15 protein-coding genes and 1 other annotated feature are annotated in these 19924 nt (G+C 43.1%); of the genes, 8 read left to right on the top strand and 7 right to left on the bottom strand.

Going from position 1 to position 19924, the window contains the following annotated elements; genetic code table 11:
• Positions 1 to 193: 193 nt before the first annotated feature.
• Both thiI and LQ216_RS15495 read right to left on the bottom strand, forming a co-directional pair.
• A complete protein-coding gene (thiI, locus tag LQ216_RS15500; RefSeq protein WP_230130371.1) occupies positions 194 to 1402 on the bottom strand; it encodes a tRNA uracil 4-sulfurtransferase ThiI in 1209 nt (402 codons plus the stop codon).
• 6 nt (positions 1403 to 1408) lie between these two features.
• Complete coding sequence (locus LQ216_RS15495; RefSeq protein ID WP_230130370.1) at positions 1409 to 2548, bottom strand: cysteine desulfurase family protein; 1140 nt, start codon at positions 2546 to 2548, stop codon at positions 1409 to 1411.
• Positions 2549 to 2867: 319 nt separating this feature from the next.
• Between LQ216_RS15495 and dhaK the strand changes: the two genes are divergently transcribed.
• From dhaK to dhaM, 3 genes are read left to right on the top strand one after another with little or no spacing between them, the layout of a single operon-like run.
• The gene (gene dhaK, locus LQ216_RS15490; protein WP_230130369.1) at positions 2868 to 3863 is read left to right on the top strand and encodes a dihydroxyacetone kinase subunit DhaK; all 996 of its coding nucleotides are present in this window, start codon (positions 2868 to 2870) and stop codon (positions 3861 to 3863) included.
• 28 nt (positions 3864 to 3891) lie between these two features.
• Positions 3892 to 4521, top strand: coding sequence for a dihydroxyacetone kinase subunit DhaL (dhaL, locus tag LQ216_RS15485; RefSeq protein ID WP_117304342.1), 630 nt, complete (start codon positions 3892 to 3894; stop codon positions 4519 to 4521).
• Complete coding sequence (gene dhaM / locus LQ216_RS15480) at positions 4518 to 4907, top strand: dihydroxyacetone kinase phosphoryl donor subunit DhaM (protein WP_117304340.1); 390 nt, start codon at positions 4518 to 4520, stop codon at positions 4905 to 4907. The genes dhaL and dhaM overlap by 4 nt, the downstream gene beginning before the upstream one ends.
• Before the next feature lie 405 nt (positions 4908 to 5312).
• On the opposite strand, the gene ezrA is transcribed toward dhaM, so the two are convergent.
• Positions 5313 to 7007: a septation ring formation regulator EzrA gene (gene ezrA, locus LQ216_RS15475; protein ID WP_230130368.1), complete on the bottom strand. Its 1695-nt coding sequence runs from the start codon at positions 7005 to 7007 to the stop codon at positions 5313 to 5315.
• A 227-nt stretch (positions 7008 to 7234) separates the two neighbouring features.
• Here ezrA and hisJ point away from each other — a divergent pair, with 227 nt between their 5' ends.
• Positions 7235 to 8056 (top strand): histidinol-phosphatase HisJ, encoded by an 822-nt coding sequence (gene hisJ, locus LQ216_RS15470; protein WP_230130367.1) that lies wholly within the window; start codon positions 7235 to 7237, stop codon positions 8054 to 8056.
• A 1-nt stretch (position 8057) separates the two neighbouring features.
• Here the strand turns inward: hisJ and refZ are convergent, their stop codons facing one another.
• Positions 8058 to 8714 (bottom strand): forespore capture DNA-binding protein RefZ, encoded by a 657-nt coding sequence (gene refZ, locus LQ216_RS15465; RefSeq protein ID WP_230130366.1) that lies wholly within the window; start codon positions 8712 to 8714, stop codon positions 8058 to 8060.
• A 152-nt stretch (positions 8715 to 8866) separates the two neighbouring features.
• Between refZ and LQ216_RS15460 the strand changes: the two genes are divergently transcribed.
• Positions 8867 to 9346: a GAF domain-containing protein gene (locus LQ216_RS15460; RefSeq protein WP_230130365.1), complete on the top strand. Its 480-nt coding sequence runs from the start codon at positions 8867 to 8869 to the stop codon at positions 9344 to 9346.
• Between the two features lie 72 nt (positions 9347 to 9418).
• Here LQ216_RS15460 and LQ216_RS15455 read toward each other — a convergent pair whose 3' ends face one another.
• Positions 9419 to 11287, bottom strand: a complete 1869-nt coding sequence (locus tag LQ216_RS15455) for a diguanylate cyclase (RefSeq protein WP_230130364.1) — start codon at positions 11285 to 11287, stop codon at positions 9419 to 9421.
• A 568-nt stretch (positions 11288 to 11855) separates the two neighbouring features.
• Here LQ216_RS15455 and rpsD point away from each other — a divergent pair.
• On the top strand, positions 11856 to 12458 hold the full coding sequence (gene rpsD, locus LQ216_RS15450) for a 30S ribosomal protein S4 (RefSeq protein WP_117304331.1): 603 nt from the start codon (positions 11856 to 11858) through the stop codon (positions 12456 to 12458).
• 166 nt (positions 12459 to 12624) lie between these two features.
• Here the strand turns inward: rpsD and tyrS are convergent, their stop codons facing one another.
• Complete coding sequence (gene tyrS / locus LQ216_RS15445) at positions 12625 to 13881, bottom strand: tyrosine--tRNA ligase (RefSeq protein ID WP_230130363.1); 1257 nt, start codon at positions 13879 to 13881, stop codon at positions 12625 to 12627.
• A gap of 66 nt (positions 13882 to 13947) precedes the next feature.
• Positions 13948 to 14164: a binding site (T-box leader), on the bottom strand.
• Positions 14165 to 14310: 146 nt separating this feature from the next.
• Here tyrS and LQ216_RS15440 point away from each other — a divergent pair.
• Positions 14311 to 17193, top strand: coding sequence for a transglycosylase domain-containing protein (locus tag LQ216_RS15440; RefSeq protein WP_230130362.1), 2883 nt, complete (start codon positions 14311 to 14313; stop codon positions 17191 to 17193).
• A 161-nt stretch (positions 17194 to 17354) separates the two neighbouring features.
• Here the strand turns inward: LQ216_RS15440 and acsA are convergent, their stop codons facing one another.
• Positions 17355 to 19076, bottom strand: a complete 1722-nt coding sequence (gene acsA / locus LQ216_RS15435; RefSeq protein ID WP_230130361.1) for an acetate--CoA ligase — start codon at positions 19074 to 19076, stop codon at positions 17355 to 17357.
• A 204-nt stretch (positions 19077 to 19280) separates the two neighbouring features.
• Here acsA and LQ216_RS15430 point away from each other — a divergent pair, with 204 nt between their 5' ends.
• The gene (locus tag LQ216_RS15430; RefSeq protein WP_230130360.1) at positions 19281 to 19913 is read left to right on the top strand and encodes a GNAT family N-acetyltransferase; all 633 of its coding nucleotides are present in this window, start codon (positions 19281 to 19283) and stop codon (positions 19911 to 19913) included.
• Positions 19914 to 19924 lie beyond the last annotated feature (11 nt).

Raw genomic sequence — 19924 nt, 5'->3', positions numbered from 1 at the left:
TGTTGTTTTTGGGAAGGGAATCTGCGAGACTCCTGCGGAAAAACGGGCTGGCAAGACCCCGCAGCGAGGTACGAGTGAGGAGGCTTGCCAGTTCGTCCGCGGAAAGCGAGTAGATTCCATGACCATCTGAAAATCAACAATGGAATTTAACAGAGCCTTATAATAAAGAAAACTCGTCGATTGACGAGCCTTTTTAAAACAGATTATCAAGCCCTTCACCATTATTCAGGCTTCCGGGTTCGATGGTTAATGTTTCAATTTTATGAACAGCCTCATCAATGAGCGTGTCAAAATCGACAAAGCTTTCGTAAAAGTTTACTTTTTCGCGGCGAGGCTTTGTTTTCGGGCTTGCCGGAGTAAACACCGTACAGCAATCTTCATAGGGACGATTGGATATTTCGAGTGTATCGTACCCCTTTGCCAGCTCTATAATTTCCGTTTTGTCCATCGTAATTAACGGACGCAGAATAGGCGTGTTGGTGACTTCATTGATGGCATACATGCTGGTCAACGTTTGGCTTGCCACCTGGCCAAGGCTTTCTCCCGTAATAATCGCCATCGCCTCTTGTTTTTCCCGAATTTTATCGGTGATTCGTAACATCATTCGTCGGGTAGTCGTCATTGTGTAATTCTCCGGAATTTGTTTTTGAATCAGCAATTGCACATCGGTAAACGGAACAATATGCAGTTTCACGCTCCCGCTCACCTCAGCAAGCTTTTCTGCCAGGTCTACCGCTTTTTGCCTGGAACGTTCACTCGTGAATGGCGGGCTGTAGAAATGAACGCACTCAATTTCAAGGCCGCGCTTCATCGACAGAAACCCCGCTACGGGGCTGTCGATGCCACCGGATAGCATTAACATCGCTTTTCCGCTCGAACCAAGAGGCAAACCACCTGCCCCGGGAATGACTTCTCCCGTTAAGTACACGGCTTCCCTTCTTACTTCTACCCGAAGATTGAAATCAGGATTTTTCACGTCCACTGTTAATCCGTTTGTATTTCTCAACAGATGTCCGCCAAGCATATGGTTTAGCTCATCCGTATTATAAGGAAAATCCTTATCCGACCTCTTCGTCGAAATCTTAAACGTGGAAACATTCTCTGAAAGCTGTTCAAAGTAGTAAAGCGCCGCCTTTTTTATTTCTTCGACGTCTTTATCGACTTTTAAGGCGGGACTTAAAGATTGAATTCCATAAATGCCTTTCAATCGTTTGATAATTTCCTGATGATCTTCCCCGTTCAACAAAATATACATTCTTTCCCGGCTCGATGACAGCTTAGCATCGCTAAACTCCTTTAGTGCCCATATGATATTTGCTTTCATTTTGTCTATAAAACCTTTGCGATTCCGTTTTTTAGTGGAAATCTCACCATAACGGATGATAATATGATCGAATTTCATCTGATGCTACCTCATTATCATTCTTAATTTATTTACAGTTTCACGAATTAGTTCAAGCGCTTTTTTCGCTTCTTCTTGATTGTTTTGATACGACAAGCTGATTCGAATCGTACTTTTTGCCCTCGCAAGGTTTGCGAACATCGCCATTACCGTCTTGCTGGGTGTATTTTTCTTGGAGGAACAAGCGCTTGTAGTAGAAACGAATAAATCCGCTTCCTCAAGTGAGTGAATGAACACTTCCGATTTCAATCCCGGAACGGAAAAATTAAGAATATGCGGAGCGCCGTCAAGCGGGCTGTTTATTTCAATTCCTTCCATTTCTTGAAGACCATTCCATAATATCTTTCGCATCGTTGTCAATTTATCGATATCGGTTTGTTGTTTCTCTTTCGTGATTCGCAGCGCTTTGGCGAGAGCAACCGCGCCGGCGACATTTTCCGTCCCGCTTCTGATCTTGGACTCCTGGCTTCCACCCGAAAATAACGGGGTAACATTCACCCCGTCACGGATGTATAAAGCTCCCGTGCCTTTCAACCCGTGAAATTTATGTCCTGAAATGGTGCATAAATCTATGCCAGTCTGGTTTATTTCAAGCGGAACCTTTCCGATTCCTTGGACATGGTCGACATGGAACAGGATGTCAGGATAGCTGGAAAGTACTTTTCCAATTTGTTCAATCGGCTGGATCGATCCTGTTTCATTGTTCACATGCATAACTGAAACTAAAATCGTCTCTTTTCTAATCGCCTTCAACAGATCGTCCAAATGAATTTGCCCGGTTTGGTTTACGGGAAGATACGTTATATCAAAGCCTGAGTCCTCTAAATGACTAAATGCGTCGTAAACGGATGCATGCTCAGTAGCCGTTGTAATAATATGTTTGCCTTTTCCGGAATTGGCGAGCGCCGCTCCTTTAATGGCAAGGTTATTCCCCTCAGTCCCTCCTGAAGTAAAATAAACCTCGGGGCTTCTAACGCCAAGGAGCTCTGCGATTTGGCTCCGGGCTTGCGAGAGCAGTTTTTCTGCCTGGGCGCCAATGCCATGAAGCGATGAAGGATTTCCAAAAAATTCACTTGAGACTTTAATGAAGGAGTCAAGGACCTCCGGATATGGTTTTGTTGTCGCACTGTTATCAAAATAAATCATGGACCTCACCCTCCATGTTTTCTATCATTTAAGTAAATTCTAATGTTAACATACTTTGATTAGATGTGAAAACATCCATATATCGGGAAAATAAAATAATTGCAGAATCAGTAAGATCAAGGATCTAACAGGATATGAGCGGCAATTCCTGTTAGATGCCCTCACCATGTTGCTGGTTCGGTTTCATGAAATAGAGGGAATGACCTGAGTTTTGACAGGATTTCAGGCGGCCTTTTCAGTGCCTAAAGTTCATAAGCATTGATATAATAATAGATACATATATTTCAACTAGCGTTTTATAAAAAAGGAGGATGCGAGTATGAAAAAAATCATTAACAATCCGGAAGCTGTTGTGGAAGATATGATCAGAGGGATGGTTGCCGCGCATGGAGACCAGCTGAAACAAGTTCCGGACTCGACGGTTCTGGCAAGGAAACAATCTCCGGTTCAGGGAAATGTCGGTATTGTCAGCGGCGGCGGCAGCGGCCATGAACCCGCACACGCAGGATATGTCGGCAAAGGGATGCTTGATGCGGCCGTCTGCGGGTCCGTTTTTACTTCGCCAACCCCTGATCAGGTTTTGGAAGCGATTAAAGCGGTTGACGGCGGCGCAGGAGTGCTGCTGATTATCAAGAATTATACAGGGGATGTCATGAACTTTGAAATGGCTGCAGAATTAGCAGAAATGGAAGGGCTTACAGTAGATAAGGTTGTCGTCAATGATGATGTCGCTGTGAAGGACAGTACCTATACAACGGGCAGGCGCGGCATTGCCGGTACAGTTTTTGTCCACAAGATTGCCGGAGCCAAAGCCGAATCGGGCGCCTCATTGGCAGAAGTCAAAGCCGTTGCCGAAAAAGCGGTAGCCAATGTGCGCTCCATGGGAATGGCGCTTACTCCATGCACCGTCCCTGCTGCCGGCAAACCGGGCTTTGTCATTGGCGAAAACGAAATGGAAATCGGGCTGGGGATCCATGGGGAGCCAGGCATTGTGCGGACAGACATCCGTACAGCCGATGAAATCGCCGCAGAATTGACGGGGAGAATTTTAAATGACGGAGTCCATCAGCCGGGGGATGAGGTCACGGTCATGATCAACGGGCTTGGATCCACACCGATGATGGAATTATACATTCTGAACGCGAAAGTGAATGATATTTTACGAGAAAAAGGTATTTCCGTCTACAAGACACTGGTAGGAGAATATATGACAGCCATCGATATGGCGGGCTGTTCCGTTTCACTATTAAAACTGGATAGCGAGCTGAAAGAATTGCTGGATGCACCTTCCGAAGCACTTGCTTTACGGGTGTAAAAAATAGACAGAGAAAAGGATGAATGGGATGGGACTAACGGCAGAGCATATGAAAATGTGGCTGGAAAAGACAAATGACTACATTCAAACCAATCGGGATTATCTTACGGACCTGGACCAGGCGATTGGTGACGGAGACCATGGCATCAACATGTCACGCGGTTTTAATGAAGCGGTAAGGACAATATCATCCAATCAGTATAAAACGGCTTCTGATTTATTAAAAGAATGGGGCATGACGCTTTTATCCAAAGTAGGCGGAGCATCTGGCCCTCTCTTCGGGTCTGCCCTTCTAAAAATGTCGATAGCGATAAAGGATCGTGAGGAAGTTGATTATGCATCGCTAAGGGCTGCCATTGAAGAAGGGCTTAATGGGATCCTACTAAGAGGAAAAGCTGAGGAACACCAAAAAACAATGGTCGACGTATGGTATCCTGTCGTTCGGCTATTAAAAGAAAACGAGTCTTTTAATCCCCAGACTTTTAGGGAAACCGCCAAAACATCCATGGAGGATACGAAAGATACGCAGGCAATCAAAGGCCGTGCCGCCTATTTAAATGAACGTTCCATCGGCCATATCGATCCCGGGTCTGCATCCAGCTACTATCTATTTCGGGCATTGGCGGAAGTAGTCGAAGAAGGCAGGATATCTTTATGAGCAATGTGGGCATTGTTTTCATTTCCCATAGCGAAAAGATGGCGGAAGGCTTAAAAGACCTGGTTTTGCAAGCAGTCGGAAACATACCTGTTGAGGCAGCAGGCGGGACAGACGAAGGGGAGATTGGAACAAGCCTGGAAAAAATCCAAGAGGCGATCCAACGGGTTCATTCTGACAAAGGGGTACTTGTCCTGTTTGATTTAGGCAGTTCTGTAATGAATGCGGAAATTGCAATCGAACTATCCGGACTTGAGCATATCAAAATAGCCGATGCCCCATTAGTCGAAGGCGGGTACGTGGCAGCGGTAGAATCGAGTCTGGGCAAATCTCTCGATGAAGTCCTGCATGCTGCTGAACATATACGGGGGAAATTAAAGCGCGCCTGATCAGCGCAAGTCTTAAAAAAAGCAAGCGGAGGAAAATGAGCTGTTTCTCTCCGCTTGCTTTTGCATTTGTGCCATTTTTTTATGAAGCTTTGTTCATAACCTGATTAATTCTTTTTGTTCACCTCAATCATTTTATGTATCCATTTTAAAATAGATTTTAGGGACGTTCCATAGTAAACGTTTAAAAGCCTGTTGATTGGAGTGGAAGGCGCGAAGACTCCTGCGGGAGCAGCGGGACAGGTGAGACCCCGCAGGAGCATGCGACGAGGAGGCTCACCGCCCGCCCCTAAGGTGCGCGAAGCGCCTGGAACGGAAATCAACAGACCCCATTAACAGGCCAAATAAAAAAATAACTGCATACAAACTCGATGATTTCATCGAGTTTGCCTGCAGTCTGATCCGGCTTTATGAAAAGACTTCCCCAAGATCAGCTTCTATTTTCTTTAAGCTTCCCGGGTCTACCTTTTCGATGGCAGAAGCCGCGGTTTCAAGTGCTCCCTCATACTCATAATTCCTGAATTTTTCTTCTGCTTCCATCAGGCCATCTGCAACTGTAGGATATTGACTGCGATACCTGTTTCCGTATTGGATAACCTTTTCGGCAAGATACATATTTTCAATCAGGTCCCTTGTATGATTAAACAATCCATTTACCGTAGAGACCGCCTTTTCCAAATATATTTGCACGGATGCCATATCCAAAGGCTTTTCCTCAAATTTGTTCTGAACATCGTCCAAGCTTTCACCGGCTTCTAGCACGGATGCTTTGTATTCTTCAGGGAGCCCCGGTATATTGCTTTTTGCGACTAGTTTACTTGTATCAGACATTTTCCGTTTGAGCTCTTTTAAAGTGTCCCGCGCTTCTAATTCATCCTTGCGCAAAGCTTGGAGCTTGCCGGAAAAATGCTTTTGTTCCTCTTTTAAGTCTTTGATTTGTGCTTCAACTTCCTGCATTTCTTCGCTTAGGGTAGAATGCGCGTCGCCATTTTCTTCAATCTTCGTTCGTAGCAGGCTATAACGCTTGGAGATTTGTGAAATTTGTTTTTCCAGCTTTCGCTGTGCTTCCAATTCGTTCTCCGTTAAATGATAGCTATGCTGGACAACGGCTGTTTCAGCTTTAACCTTGTCATGTTCGTATTCAAGACCTATGATGCCTTCATTTAGCAATTCTTCATTTTTTTGAATGTATTGCTTGGAATAGACTTCCTTTTCCAGCAGTTCATACAATACGTTTACACTGTCGGCGATGTCCCTTAATCCTTGTTCAACTTCGGCGATTTCCGCTTTTTCAAGATGTTCCGTATATAATCCCAGTTCACTTTCAAGCCTGGCTGTTTCCTTTTCAAACTGGATATGGTCCAGGAAGTAGCCTTGTCCGACCATTTCCTTGTAGCCTTCCTTAAGCTCCGCTATCTGCACAGGTAAGGATGATTGACTTTCGACTAACAGCTGTGGGATCATTTCAATCTTCACTTCAATGTCGGCTAATTTGGCTTTGATCAATAGAACCAACTCTCTAGCATTTAAATAGTTCCCATTTTCCGTCGCTTCTTCATATTGCTGAAAAATGCCCAATACTTCGTCCAGCAGCATCTCCAACCTTGCGGCCGCTTTCCCGTATGTATGGTGGTGTGCAAGTAAAGATTTTTTGGCAGAACGATACGATTCTTTCAATTCTTCAATTTCAATCCTGTTTTTTTCTTCACTTCCAACAAGCTCGTTCAATTCAGACAGGATATTTTGAACCGATTCTTCCACTGCCTTTAAGACGGAAACGATTTCCCGCTGTACTTCCTTGGATTTGGCAAAGCGATACTTATCTACATATTCTTCGGCATCGAATAAAAGCTCTTCGATATCAGGCATATGGGTCGTAATAATCGCATCCCATTCCTTCCGCCATTTTTCGAACATCTCTTCCGTTTCACCGGTCATATTAAGTTGCTTGACCTTGGATAATTCTTCAAGTACCGGACGGTTCATGATGTCGATCTTCCATGACTCGATGCGGTCGATCTCTTTAAAGTACTTTTTCTTAAAAAAATAACCCCATATAATAAAAACTAAAATACTTATAATAATACCAAGTATGTATTCCATCATAAGCCCCCTGTTTAAGCCGAAACATAAGAACGATAGTCCTTTTATTGATAAATAACGATATAAATATCCATTTCAATGCTTTTATGATACCATGTTAACAATAATTTTTGACTAGAAAATTCAATTTTTTTGTAGAAAAATGGATTTTTCTTCATGAACTGCTAAGATAACTTATTTGGGAAGCAGCGGAATGCAGTTTCATGGAACAGGGGGAGGTTTTTTGTGTGAAATACGACGGCCATGTTCACAGCCCGTTTTGTCCGCACGGTTCACAGGATTTATTTGAGGAATATATCGAGAGGGCCATCCAATTAGGGGTGGAAGAAATATCTTTTACCGAGCATGCTCCTTTGCCTGAAGGATTTATTGATCCTACCCCTGAAAAAGACAGCGGCATGGATCCTGGCCATTTGCATGCATACATAGAACAGCTGAATTCCTTAAAGGCAGCCTACAGAAATAAAATAAAAATCAATATTGGGCTAGAGGTCGATTACATTGAAGGCTTTGAAGAACAAACAAAGAAATTCCTCGATGAAACAGGTCCAATGCTAGACGACAGCATCCTTTCGGTTCACTTTATTAAACATGAAGATACATGGCACTGCCTCGATTTCAGCGCGGACATGTTTGGCGATATTGCGGATGAGCTCGGCTCGGTCGAAGGTGTTTATGAACGTTACTATTCTTCCGTGGAACAATCCTTGCACGCCAATCTCGGGATTCATAAGCCCGCAAGAATCGGCCATATCACCCTCGTTCATAAATTCCAAAAGCAATATCTGATTGATGAGAATTTTGACGAGCGGGTTTTTGGGTTGCTAGACGTGATCCGCAAAAAAAATTACGCACTTGATTACAATGGAGCAGGACTGGTAAAACCGTTTTGCGGTGAGCCTTATCCGCCCGAGAGATTCGTCCGCCGGGCGGCAGAGTTGGGCATACCTCTCGTTTACGGATCAGATGCTCATCAGGCAAAGGGCTTAGGACAAGGGTATGAAGCGTTAATACACACCGCTTTATTGACGTCACCAACCAATTACTAAACTAGAGTAATAAAAGCTGTTGGCTATCTTGCTGCTTTATAGGATTTACTGGATATAACAGGGTTGCCTGAAGAAAATGACATACTTCCTCAGCATATTTTTCCGTATAATACGTTTCCTGCGGAAAGATATGGAGAACTTCCCTCGCATATTGTGAATGAACGAGAGGAGCTGTAAGCAAGCCTTTTAGCTGCAAAATATACAAGGGCACTGAGATTTCCATAAAATCTTTTTGTTCGATTCCGTTTTCTAAAATTAGCTGAAAGAAATATTTCTCCTTCATTAAATAAGTGGAAAGGATCTCTCTATTGAGACTTGAATCCAGTGAGAATTCACCATAAATAAAGCTGGACGCCAGGAAGTTCTTTCTCTGAAAGCTGAGGATATCTAAAACCATATCCAATAAACATTCTACAGGACCTTTTTTCTTCAAGTCGGCAGCGTTCTTATCTAATATGCTGATATATTCTTCAAAATAGGATATATAACAATATTCTAGCAATCCCTGTTTATTTTTGAAATAATAAGCGATATTAGCCGTGTTGACCTGGGCCTTGCCCGCAATATCTCTGATGGTAGTGGCATGGTAACCTTTCAGGTGAAACAAATAAAGAGCTGCGTCCAAAATAGATTGTTTTGTTTGAGTCTGGCGATTCATACATATCCCCTCGCTTTCTGGAAAACAAGTTTCTTTTGATTTTATTCTTTTTTTCTCGTGAATAACCTTTTATAATTGCTCGACAAGTTCTTTAGTCCTAGCCTAGATTGCGGGGATATTTGTAAATATATACAGAAACAAGGTGAGCATTGATGTTCGATGTCGAATTATTTAGAGGAAGCAAGGAAGAAAAGTACCAGCTTTTGTTTAAACAACTGGCTGCGCTTGTGGAAGATGAAACAAACATGATCGCTAATTTAAGCAACGCATCTGCTCTTCTTAATCATTTTTTGGAAGACGTGAACTGGGTCGGTTTTTATTTAGCGGAGGATGACGGACTCGTTCTTGGTCCATTTCAAGGCTTGCCGGCCTGTATAAGAATACCTTTTGGAAAAGGTGTGTGCGGTACGTCTGCGGCCGAGCGGAGAACACTGCGCGTCGAGGATGTCCATCAATTCCCGGGACATATCGCCTGTGATGCCGCTTCACAATCTGAGATCGTTGTACCGGTGCTAAAAGGTGGTAACTTAATTGGCGTCTTGGACATTGACAGTCCTATTAAGAACCGTTTTGATGAGACGGATCAAAAGATGCTTGAAGAATTCACAGAGATTCTTGCCAAGCATCTCTAAATGTTTTGTAACAAATTAGGGGCCCCCGGACCCATTCAGAATAATTGAATGGGTCCGGGGGCCCCTCTAATTTTAACTTTCTTGCACAAGAACTTTGTTTTTTCCACTATTTTTGGCGAGATACAGGGCTTCGTCAGCGCGCTTGAACAATTCCTTCACATTATCGGCTCGGTCGTTTTTCCAGTAGGAGACCCCACAGGAAATCGTGACTTTCGGACTTGACAGTTCACTGACTTTCTCTAACAGTCGCTCGGCAATACATACACCCAACTGTAACGGGACTCTCGGCAAATAAATGGCCAGTTCCTCCCCGCCCCATCTCGCTCCAATATCGGATTCACGAATATTGCAATCTATTAACCTCGCGACCTGGATCAATATTTCATCACCAACCTGATGGCCATACGTATCATTCACTTTTTTGAAATCATCGATGTCAATCAGGATAAACGTTCCCTCTTCATCATGCTCCATAGACTCGTAAATCTTTTTATCTAGATAGTTGCGAGAATATAATTTTGTCAGGTGATCTGTAATGACCATCTTCTCAAGCTCTTCCCGAAGCATAGAATTCGTCAGCGCCAGGCTCGAATGGTGGATGAGTGATTGGAGCAACTTAAACATTTCAAAGGAAAAATAGTAAGGCTTCTCATGCAAAACGACAGCTAAACCCTTTAATATGTTGTTTTCTACCATCGGGACTGCCATTAATGAGCGGTATTTCATATTCAAGTCCATATTTTGAATGTGTAAATCTCCGATAAACAAGGATTCCTTATCGATATCCATTTTTTCTTTCGTATAAGAGAGGTACGGCTCCGATTCCTCTGTTTGAAAAAACTTCGTGCTTCCCTCCAATAGCTTTGCCTCGCCATTAGGCAGAAGAAAAACAAAGCCCACTTCCTGCGCGCGGAATGATTTAATGATCTGTTTTTTCATATAAGTCATTGTTTCGTTTAATCGGAGGTTTGAATTTAATCGATGTGATGTTTCATTGATAAGCTGCAAATTAGATATGAGCCTTTTGGATTGCTGGTATAGTTGTGCATTTTCGAGAGCGCTCCCCGCTGTATTTGCGAGCAATCTAATAAATTCCACTTCAGTTTCAGGAAAAACAAGTGAATTAGGAGCTACAACTTGTAAAACACCATAAATTCCTTGCCTGCCTTTGAGAGGTGCATACAGCACTGAGTTTCTCTCTGCCAATGAATCTTCAAATTGGACGACACCCGTCACATATGCTTGCATGGCGGCATCATTTTCGCTTCCATATTCCAAATCTTTTATAGGCAGGCTTTCATGATTATTATTGTCATGTGAAAGCATCAAATAATAGCTGAAGGATGGATAGACTTCCTGCAATGTGTCAATGATTTCTTTTAACACATCGTCCATGCTCATCGACGAGTGAAATTTCTCTGTAACTCTGTATAATTGCTTGTATTTTTTTTCCTCAAGGATCACTTTATTAATATTGAAGGCATTTTCCAAAAGCTTCGTACATTCTTCCATCAGTACTTTTCCTGTTTTCGGACCGATCCCCTCCAAAGAGCCGGAAAATTGTTCCTTTATAGCTACCAGTCCTGTTACTCTTTCTTTCTCTATTAAAGGAAGAATTAACTGATAATCCTTAAACTCGGGAAGTGGATAGTCGTTATAATAGAACCTTTTTCCGGCTACCTGTCCAAGGTTCAGGACTATTTTTTCAGTATGGTACTCCAGCCCATTCAAGCCGGAATCAGTGGAAGCCTCTATGAATAAATGCTCTTTCCAATCATCACACTTAAACAAAGTCACTTCCTTTACCGGAAGAGACTGTTTAATTTGGGAGAGCATTGTATGGACAAACCGGTCATATTGAACGTTTCTGTTTACCAAGTCCATGTGATTGAAAAAAATGGTTCTTAAATCATAAAGCATTTGAGTTTTTAGCTGTTCCATCTCTATCATCCCTATAATTTACTGCGTTATTTTTTTCTGGCTAAGCATAAAAATTGTTATAGTTCATTATAAACCTTGTCCAACAAAATTTCACCTTAATTGTAAATTTCTTCTTATTATTTAGTCTAATATCCTTATTTTTGATGATTCTTTATGAATCTTTCTATCTAGCCCATAGATATGTCCTTGACTAAGAAGCACGGAAATTATATAATATTCTTTGTGTAAAATATTGCAGCCTATTGTGTTGGCCTTTATGTTTTCATTTTGTTCCTCCATCTAAATCATAATCAGATTTTATATCTTTTAACTTAGATTATTGTCTAGCTGCAGCGCCCAGCCCTTCGAGGTCATAAGTCAAATTCCTCCAGAAGGCAAAGAACGCCTTCCTACAGAATTCGTCTTATGCTTGTCAGGGCTGAACAGGGCGCTTACGCTTTTCATTAGAGGTGTATCACGTAACCCTCAGCTGCTAGGGCGAAGGTACATGAAAACAAAATGATCATGATTGTTATTGCACAACGGTTTTTATTTTACCCAAATAAAAACATTCAAGGAGGAGTCATTCATGTCTCGTTATACTGGCCCAAGCTGGAAATTATCCCGTCGTCTTGGAATTTCCTTAACCGGAACTGGTAAAGAATTAGAAAAGCGTCCTTACGCTCCTGGACAACATGGTCCAAACCAACGTAGAAAGATTTCCGAATACGGAACACAATTACAGGAGAAGCAAAAGCTTCGTCATATGTATGGTGTGAACGAACGCCAATTCCGTACTTTATTCGATAGAGCCGGAAAATTAAAAGGGGTACACGGTGAAAACTTCATGGTACTTCTTGAATCCCGTCTTGATAATGTTGTATACCGTCTTGGTTTAGCACGTACACGCCGCCAAGCACGTCAGCTTGTTAACCACGGTCACATCACTGTTAATGGAAGCCGCGTTGACATTCCATCTTTCAGAGTGGCTGCCGGCCAAACAATCGGCGTTCGTGAAAAATCACGCAACCTTGACATCGTTAAAGAAGCAATCTCAGTGAGCAACTTCGTTCCTGACTTCTTAACTTTTGATGCTGACAAATTAGAAGGTACTTTCACTCGTTTACCAGAACGCTCTGAATTGCCTGCTGAAATCAACGAAGCTCTAATCGTTGAATTCTATTCTCGTTAATAGCTGAACCCTCATCTTTGGATGAGGGTTTTTGTTTTAAACGAAAGTTTAGGTCATTTAAACGAAAACGCCCGCGATTCAAACGGAAACTCCCTTCATTTAAACGAAAGTCCCTGTCATTCAAACGAAACCATAAATCAAGCCGGCCCGCGGGCCGGCTTTCTTATTACTTAATTAATGTATATTTCTTCTTCCCACGGCGGATCAGACTGAACTGGCCTTCGATCATATCCTTCTGGGCTAACTCATATGCAAGGTCTGTCACTTTGTCACCATTAATCGAGATGGCACCGTTTTGAATATCCTCGCGCGCCTGGCGTTTGGATGGTGAAATGTTTGCTTCAACGAGAATATCAACAAGGCTCGCCGCTTCTTTACTGCTGCGTTCAAAGCTCGGGACATCCTTGAAGCCGAGCTTAATTTCTTCAGCTGTCAGATTCTTCACATCTCCGCTAAATAATGCTGCGGAAATTTTGATCGCCTGCTGCAATGCTTCCTCGCCATGGATTAAGCGGGTCATTTCTTCAGCAAGTGCTTTTTGTGCTTTTCTTAGGTGCGGCTCAGTTTCAACAGCCTGGGCTAAAGAATCAATCTCTTCATGTGAAAGGAACGTGAAGAACTTCAGGTATTTCACGACATCTGCATCGGCTGTATTAATCCAGAATTGGTAAAACTCGTATGGTGTTGTTTTTTCAGGATCCAGCCAGACCGCTCCGCCTGCCGTCTTCCCGAACTTCGTGCCGTCCGCCTTCGTCACAAGCGGGATCGTCAAGCCAAATGCCTTCGCACCCTCGTCATTCATTTTCCTGATCAGTTCAAGACCTGTTGTGATATTGCCCCATTGGTCGCTTCCGCCAATCTGCAGTTTACAATCCAGATTTTGATATAAATGATTGAAATCCATTGCCTGAACGATCGTGTATGTGAATTCGGTAAAAGAAATACCTGTTTCTAGGCGGGAAGCTATTGTATCTTTGGCAAGCATGTAATTGATGCCAATGTATTTTCCATAATCACGCAAGAAGGTAATCATGTCGATAGCGCCGATCCAGTCATAGTTGTTGACCATTGCCGCTCCATTTTCCCCTTCAAAATCAAAGATGCTCTCCAACTGCCCCTTAAGACCATTCACATTGTGCTGAACGACTTCCATTGTTTGAAGTTTACGTTCTTCGCTTTTTCCACTCGGATCCCCAATCAGCCCTGTCGCTCCCCCTACCAGCACAATCGGACGGTGACCGTGCTGTTGAAAACGGCGAAGTGTCAGGAATGGCAATAAATGTCCAATATGCATACTATCGGCAGTTGGATCCATCCCGCAATAAAGAGAAATTTTTTCATTCTCTAATAGACCTTTCAGCCCTTCTTCATCTGATTGCTGATAAATAATCCCTCTCCATTCGAGATCGTTCAACAATTCCATTTGTCTTCCTCCTTATGATCGTGATTATTATTTTAAAGCAAATAAAAAACGCCCCTTCATAAATTATGAAGGGACGAATGAATTCGCGGTACCACCCAACTTGAGGACACATCAAACACGCCCTCCGCTTAAAACGATAACGGTCGCTGCCGTTTGCCGCTACTAAGTTCACAGCAAATGCTCGAGGAGGTAATTCGCTTCTCTATATATACCGGTTTCCACCTGCCACCGGCTCTCTAAAAACAGTGATAGAGTCACTACTGAATCCTGTCATAGCCTTTTAAATAAAGTTTTCATTAATATTGATTTTTATCATACATTAAAATGATTGTCAATATTCCTCTGAGATTTTGGGAAAATGTTGAAAATTAGCATCTTGCATTGAGTATATATGCTATAATGATATGTGATTTTTAGGGGGATGACACTATGAAAAATTTTCTAAATCAATTGCCATCTAAATGGAGGAAATTCACCGAATTTCTTCAAAACAAAAAGACGAGAAAATATTCTCGGATTACATATGGGGTAGTTTGGAATTTACTGCTTTTGTTCATTATATTAACGGTGCTTGGCTTCTCTTTCGCTGGAGGTGTCGGTGCGGGTTATTTTGCAGCCATGGTTAAGGATGAGCCTGTTCGGACAGAGACTGAGCTAAAAAAAGACATTTACAACTACGAGGAAACCTCTGAAATATACTTTGCGAATAATGTATACCTCGGCAAGCTTCAAACCGATTTAGAGCGTGAGGAGGTTGCGTTAGATCAGGTATCACAGCATCTTCGCAATGCGGTAATCGCAACAGAGGACGAATATTTTTATGAGCATGACGGCGTCGTTCCTAAAGCAATCATGCGGGCGTTGTATCAGGAAATGACAAACTCCGCCGTCCAGTCTGGTGGAAGTACGCTGACACAGCAATTGATCAAAAATCAAGTACTTACCAATGAAGTTTCTTTTGAAAGGAAAGCAAAAGAGATTCTGCTTGCTCTTCGCGTTGAAAAATTCTTGGAAAAAGATGAAATTATGCAAACGTATCTTAATGTGTCCACTTTCGGAAGAAATTCATCCGGACAAAACATTGCAGGTGTTCAGTCAGCTGCAGAAGGAATTTTTGGCAAGGATGCAAAAGACCTGAACATTCCGCAATCTGCGTTCATTGCCGGGCTGCCACAAAGCCCTTTCGGCTACACGCCTTATACACCGCAAGGGACGATTAAGGAAAATTTAGAGCCCGGTCAAAACCGGATGAAAACGGTCCTGAAACGGATGCGTGACGGTAACTATATTACCGAGAAAGAATATCAGGACGCTTTGAAATATGATTTAACGAAAGATTTTATCGGCAAGAAGCCTTCTCCAATCGAGGATTACCCATGGGTCACTTATGAAATCGAAAAAAGATCCATTGAAATTCTTTCAAAGATCCTCGCCAAGGAAGACGGCTACGAAGAAAGCGAACTAAAGAAAGATAAAGATTTAAAAGAGCAATATGTAACACTCGCTAACCGTAACCTGCGTCAGAACGGTTATAAAATCCATTCAACCATCGACAAAAAGATCTACGATCAAATGGAGAAGGTTGCTAAGAACTATCAATACTATGGAAGCGCGAGACCTGAAGAGGTAACAGATCCAGAAACGAATAAGACGAAAACGGTTATGGAGCCGGTCGAAACAGGCGCTGTGTTAATCGAAAACAAGACCGGAAAAGTCATCAGCTTCGTCGGCGGACGGGATCATGACCGGGAACAGACGAACCACGCTACCGTTGCCACTCGCCCAAATGGTTCAACGATGAAGCCGCTTCTTGTTTATGGACCGGGGATTGAACTTGGGAAACTCGCGCCTGGTTCTGTAAAAGTAAATGTGCCGGTTAGGATGAATCCTCGTTCTTCAAACCCCTATCCGAACAATTATGGCGGGGGGTATACGGGATTAAGTACAGCCAGGGAGGCTCTTGCAAAATCTTATAACGTACCGGCTGCATTATTTTATAAGGATATTATGAATCAAAAACCTACTAAATATCTTGAAAAAATGGGCTTCACAAGTCTCCATCCAGTCGACCATACGAATCTCTCCCTTTCCCTTGGCGGAATGGAGGACGGAGTAACGGTAGAAGAAAACGTTAACGCCTATGCCACCTTCGCGAACAGCGGGAAATTCGTTGATGCCTATATGATCGATAAAATTGAAACGAAAGACGGAAAGGTCATTTACCAGCATAAGGCTAAACCGGTTGATGTCTTTACACCACAGGCTTCATACCTAACGATAGACATGATGAGGGATGTCGTCTCAAGCGGAACTGCCGCTTCCCTAAGGGGCCGTCTTGCATTCTCAGCCGATTGGGCCGGCAAGACCGGAACCACACAGGAGTACAAAGATGCCTGGTTTGTCGCTTCCAATCCAAATGTAACATTCGGTACGTGGATTGGCTATGATACTCCTAAATCGCTTGAACAGAATTATCGTGGAGTGTCTTACAGCAAAAGGAATATTAACTTGTGGGCGCAATTAATGAATGCAGCCTATAAGGTGCAGCCTGAATTGGTCGCTCCGCAGAAAAGATTTGAAATGCCGGGTGGAATTGTTAGACGTTCCTTCTGTGCAGTTTCAGGTTTATTGCCATCAGATGCCTGTTCAAAAGCTGGGATGGTACAAACAGATCTATTTATCGCAAAATTTGTTCCGGGCCAAACGGATAATAGCTTCTCAGGCTTCGGCAGATTCGTTCAAATCGGAAGCAAAAGATACGCGGCGCTTCCTTCCACTCCAAGTGAATTTACGAGCGGTGGTTTCACTGTAAGTCTTAGTAACTTCGAGCAGATTGGCGGGAACTATGTGATCGATCCCGGGTCGATATTCCACGGCTTTAAAAAGGGCAGCGGAAGTACGTTATCGTCCAATGCCGTGCTGAACGACAACGGAAAAGCGCCTAGTCCACTTTCCGCCAGTATAAAAGGAAATACAATCGTTTGGGGCAAACACCCGGAAGGCGATGTCATTGGATATAGGGTTTATAATAACGGCAGAAAAGTAGCCAGCATCAATGCGGGCGGCAAGTTGTCGTTTAGCGGTGGAGGCGGTTCTTATTATGTAACCGCGGTTGACATTGCCGGAAAAGAGTCGGCTCCATCCAACATCGTTTCAAAGGATGGGAAACAAGTCTCAGCAGATAAACCTAAAACAGAAAAGCCTAAAGAAAACAAACCAAAGCCTGCTGTTCCTAAACCTGTGGAGGAACCTAAACCAGAACCAGAGGCACCTCCTGCAGATCCTGCAGTCCCTGAAAATCCAGATGCATAATAAAGAAAACTCGTCGATTGACGAGCCGTAAGGCGGAGATTAGACGAAGTTGCACTTATGCAGAAAGGAAAGTTTATACTTTCTTTTCTGCAAAAAAAATGACGTGCCCATTTGCACGTCATTTTTTTTGATTTAAAGTTAGTCTATTGAAAGAGTGCAGCTTAGTCCTCCATGGTCGATAGGTCACCTGTTGGCAGGTCAAGCTCCCACGCTTTTAAGACACGGCGCATGATTTTACCACTGCGCGTTTTCGGAAGCTTGTCGCGGAATTCGATTTCACGAGGAGCCGCATGTGCAGCGAGGCCCTTCTTAACAAACTGGCGAATTTCTTCAATAAGCTCATCACTTGGATCATACCCGTCGCGAAGGGCGATGAATGCTTTGATGATTTCGCCACGAATCGGGTCTGGCTTTCCGATTACGCCAGCTTCAGCAATAGCGGGATGTTCAACCAGCTTGCTTTCTACTTCAAACGGGCCAACACGCTCCCCTGATGTCATAATGACATCATCAACTCGGCCTTGGAACCAGAAATAGCCATCTTCATCCATGTAAGCCGAATCGCCTGAAACGTACCAATCGCCAGGCATGAAATAAGATTCATACTTTTGCGGGTTATTCCAGATTTGGCTCATCATCGATGGCCAGCCTTTTTTAATCGCAAGGTTCCCCATTCTGTGCGGTGGCAGCTCATTCCCTTGATCATCGACAATAGCCGCTTCAACACCGGGAATTGGTTTGCCCATCGAACCCGGTCTAATTTCCATTGCGGGATAGTTACAAATAACCTGGGCGCCAGTTTCAGTCATCCACCATGTGTCATGGATCCGCTTCTGGAAGACTTTCATGCCCCAGCGCACTACCTCAGGATTCAATGGTTCCCCAACGCTCAGGACATGACGGAGGGAACTTAAATCAAAATTCTTCACAATCTCGTCCCCCGCTCCCATAAGCATGCGGAAAGCAGTCGGTGCACTATACCAAACCGTGACGCCAAAGTCTTCAATGGTTTGATACCACGATTCCGGTTTAAAACGGCCGCCCACAATTACATTGGACGTTCCCGTAAGCCATGGACCGAAAATACCATAAGATGTACCAGTCACCCATCCTGGGTCCGCCGTACACCAATATACGTCGTCATCGCGTAAATCCAGCACCCATTTAGCTGTTTGATAATGTTGGATCATGGCATTATGCACATGAAGGACACCTTTAGGCTTTCCTGTTGAACCGGAAGTGTAGTGAAGAATTAACCCATCGTTCCGGTCGACCCACTCAACAGCTAACTGTTTATCAGCCTCTTTCAATCTTTTGTTGAAATCATAATAAAGGGTTCCATCTTCTTCAATGTTTTCGCCGACAAGGAAAATATGCTTTAAAGCGGGAAGATCTTTGACCGGAACTCTCGATAACAAATCAGGAGTGGTTATTAACACTTTTGCTTCGCTGTCTTCGAGCCTGTCTTTGACGGCGCCTTCCATGAATGCTTCGAAAAGCGGACCGACAATTGCACCAAGCTTAATGACCCCCAAGAGGGCGAAATAAAGCTCCGGGGACCGAGGCATGAAAATAAAGACACGATCACCTTTTTCCACATCGCCAAAAGTTTTCAGAACATTTCCTGCCTTGTTTGAATAGTCCTTCATATCCTTGAAGGTATACTTTTCGTCCCGTTGTCCATCCTTGTAATACAAGGCCACCTTGTTTTTCTTATGCGATTCTGCATGGCGGTCGATTGCTTCATACGCGAGATTCACTTTTCCTGTTTCAGACCAGGAAAATTCTTTTTCGGTTTCTGACCAGTCAAATTGCTTGTACGTTTTTTCGTAATTCTGCAGGTTGAATTCTCCCATAACTACTGGTAGCGCTTCCACTTTCATATTCCATATCCCCCTTTGATCGACATTACACTATCTATTATATTATAGAAGTAATTTTTTCTCAATTTTTTAAATATTTAATTTTATATTAAGATAGCAATTTATTAGAAATAGATTAAACAAGAATGTACATAAAAGTTTTGGTTTTTCCACCCTGCTTTTTATGTATAATGAAAAGGACTACTTTACATAGGTGGTGAAGATATGGATCATAAAAAAACGTATAATGCCAAGGAATTGAAAACGGCACACGGTCCACTAATTATTGAAGGACCGGTTTCATCCGAAAAAATGAAAATGTATGAATTTCACGATGATTTAGTAGCTTTCCGCACCCCTGCCCAGCAGCATAAGGCTTTAATTGAAATTGCCGACCTTCCCGAAGGACGGATCATTATAGCTAGGCATAAAGATACAATCGTTGGTTATGTAACCTATTTGTACCCGGATCCATTAGAGAGATGGTCGGAGATCGAAATGGAAGATTTAATTGAACTGGGCGCGATTGAGGTAATCCCTGAATTCCGCGGGGCAAAGGTTGGAAAAAATCTTCTGATTGTTTCCATGATGGATGATGCCATGGAGGATTTCATTGTCATTACTACTGAATATTATTGGCATTGGGACCTTAAAGGGACAGGGTTGAATGTTTGGGATTATCGCAAAGTCATGGAAAAAATGATGAGTGCGGGCGGACTCGTTTATTACGCCACAGACGATCCGGAAATCAGTTCCCACCCCGCAAATTGCCTTATGGCCCGCATTGGGAAAAGAGTCCCTCCGGAATCCGTACAAAAGTTCGACCAACTGCGATTTATGAATCGCTTTATGTATTAAACCGGAAACAA

The organism is Bacillus sp. CECT 9360 (assembly GCF_918741275.1).
Lineage (GTDB): Bacteria > Bacillota > Bacilli > Bacillales > DSM-1321 > Peribacillus.
The sequence above is the reverse complement of the archived record's forward strand: the minus strand, read 5'-3'. Positions and strand labels throughout refer to the sequence as shown.

Excerpts from the sequence above, each read along its gene's own strand:
- thiI (WP_230130371.1), bottom strand. The coding sequence starts at position 1,402 with ATGAAATTCGATCATATTATCATCCGTTATGGTGAGATTTCCACTAAA.
- LQ216_RS15495 (WP_230130370.1), bottom strand. The coding sequence starts at position 2,548 with ATGATTTATTTTGATAACAGTGCGACAACAAAACCATATCCGGAGGTC.
- dhaK (WP_230130369.1), top strand. The coding sequence starts at position 2,868 with ATGAAAAAAATCATTAACAATCCGGAAGCTGTTGTGGAAGATATGATC.
- dhaL (WP_117304342.1), top strand. The coding sequence starts at position 3,892 with ATGGGACTAACGGCAGAGCATATGAAAATGTGGCTGGAAAAGACAAAT.
- dhaM (WP_117304340.1), top strand. The coding sequence starts at position 4,518 with ATGAGCAATGTGGGCATTGTTTTCATTTCCCATAGCGAAAAGATGGCG.
- ezrA (WP_230130368.1), bottom strand. The coding sequence starts at position 7,007 with ATGGAATACATACTTGGTATTATTATAAGTATTTTAGTTTTTATTATA.
- refZ (WP_230130366.1), bottom strand. The coding sequence starts at position 8,714 with ATGAATCGCCAGACTCAAACAAAACAATCTATTTTGGACGCAGCTCTT.
- LQ216_RS15460 (WP_230130365.1), top strand. The coding sequence starts at position 8,867 with ATGTTCGATGTCGAATTATTTAGAGGAAGCAAGGAAGAAAAGTACCAG.
- LQ216_RS15455 (WP_230130364.1), bottom strand. The coding sequence starts at position 11,287 with ATGGAACAGCTAAAAACTCAAATGCTTTATGATTTAAGAACCATTTTT.
- rpsD (WP_117304331.1), top strand. The coding sequence starts at position 11,856 with ATGTCTCGTTATACTGGCCCAAGCTGGAAATTATCCCGTCGTCTTGGA.
- tyrS (WP_230130363.1), bottom strand. The coding sequence starts at position 13,881 with ATGGAATTGTTGAACGATCTCGAATGGAGAGGGATTATTTATCAGCAA.
- LQ216_RS15440 (WP_230130362.1), top strand. The coding sequence starts at position 14,311 with ATGAAAAATTTTCTAAATCAATTGCCATCTAAATGGAGGAAATTCACC.
- acsA (WP_230130361.1), bottom strand. The coding sequence starts at position 19,076 with ATGAAAGTGGAAGCGCTACCAGTAGTTATGGGAGAATTCAACCTGCAG.
- LQ216_RS15430 (WP_230130360.1), top strand. The coding sequence starts at position 19,281 with ATGGATCATAAAAAAACGTATAATGCCAAGGAATTGAAAACGGCACAC.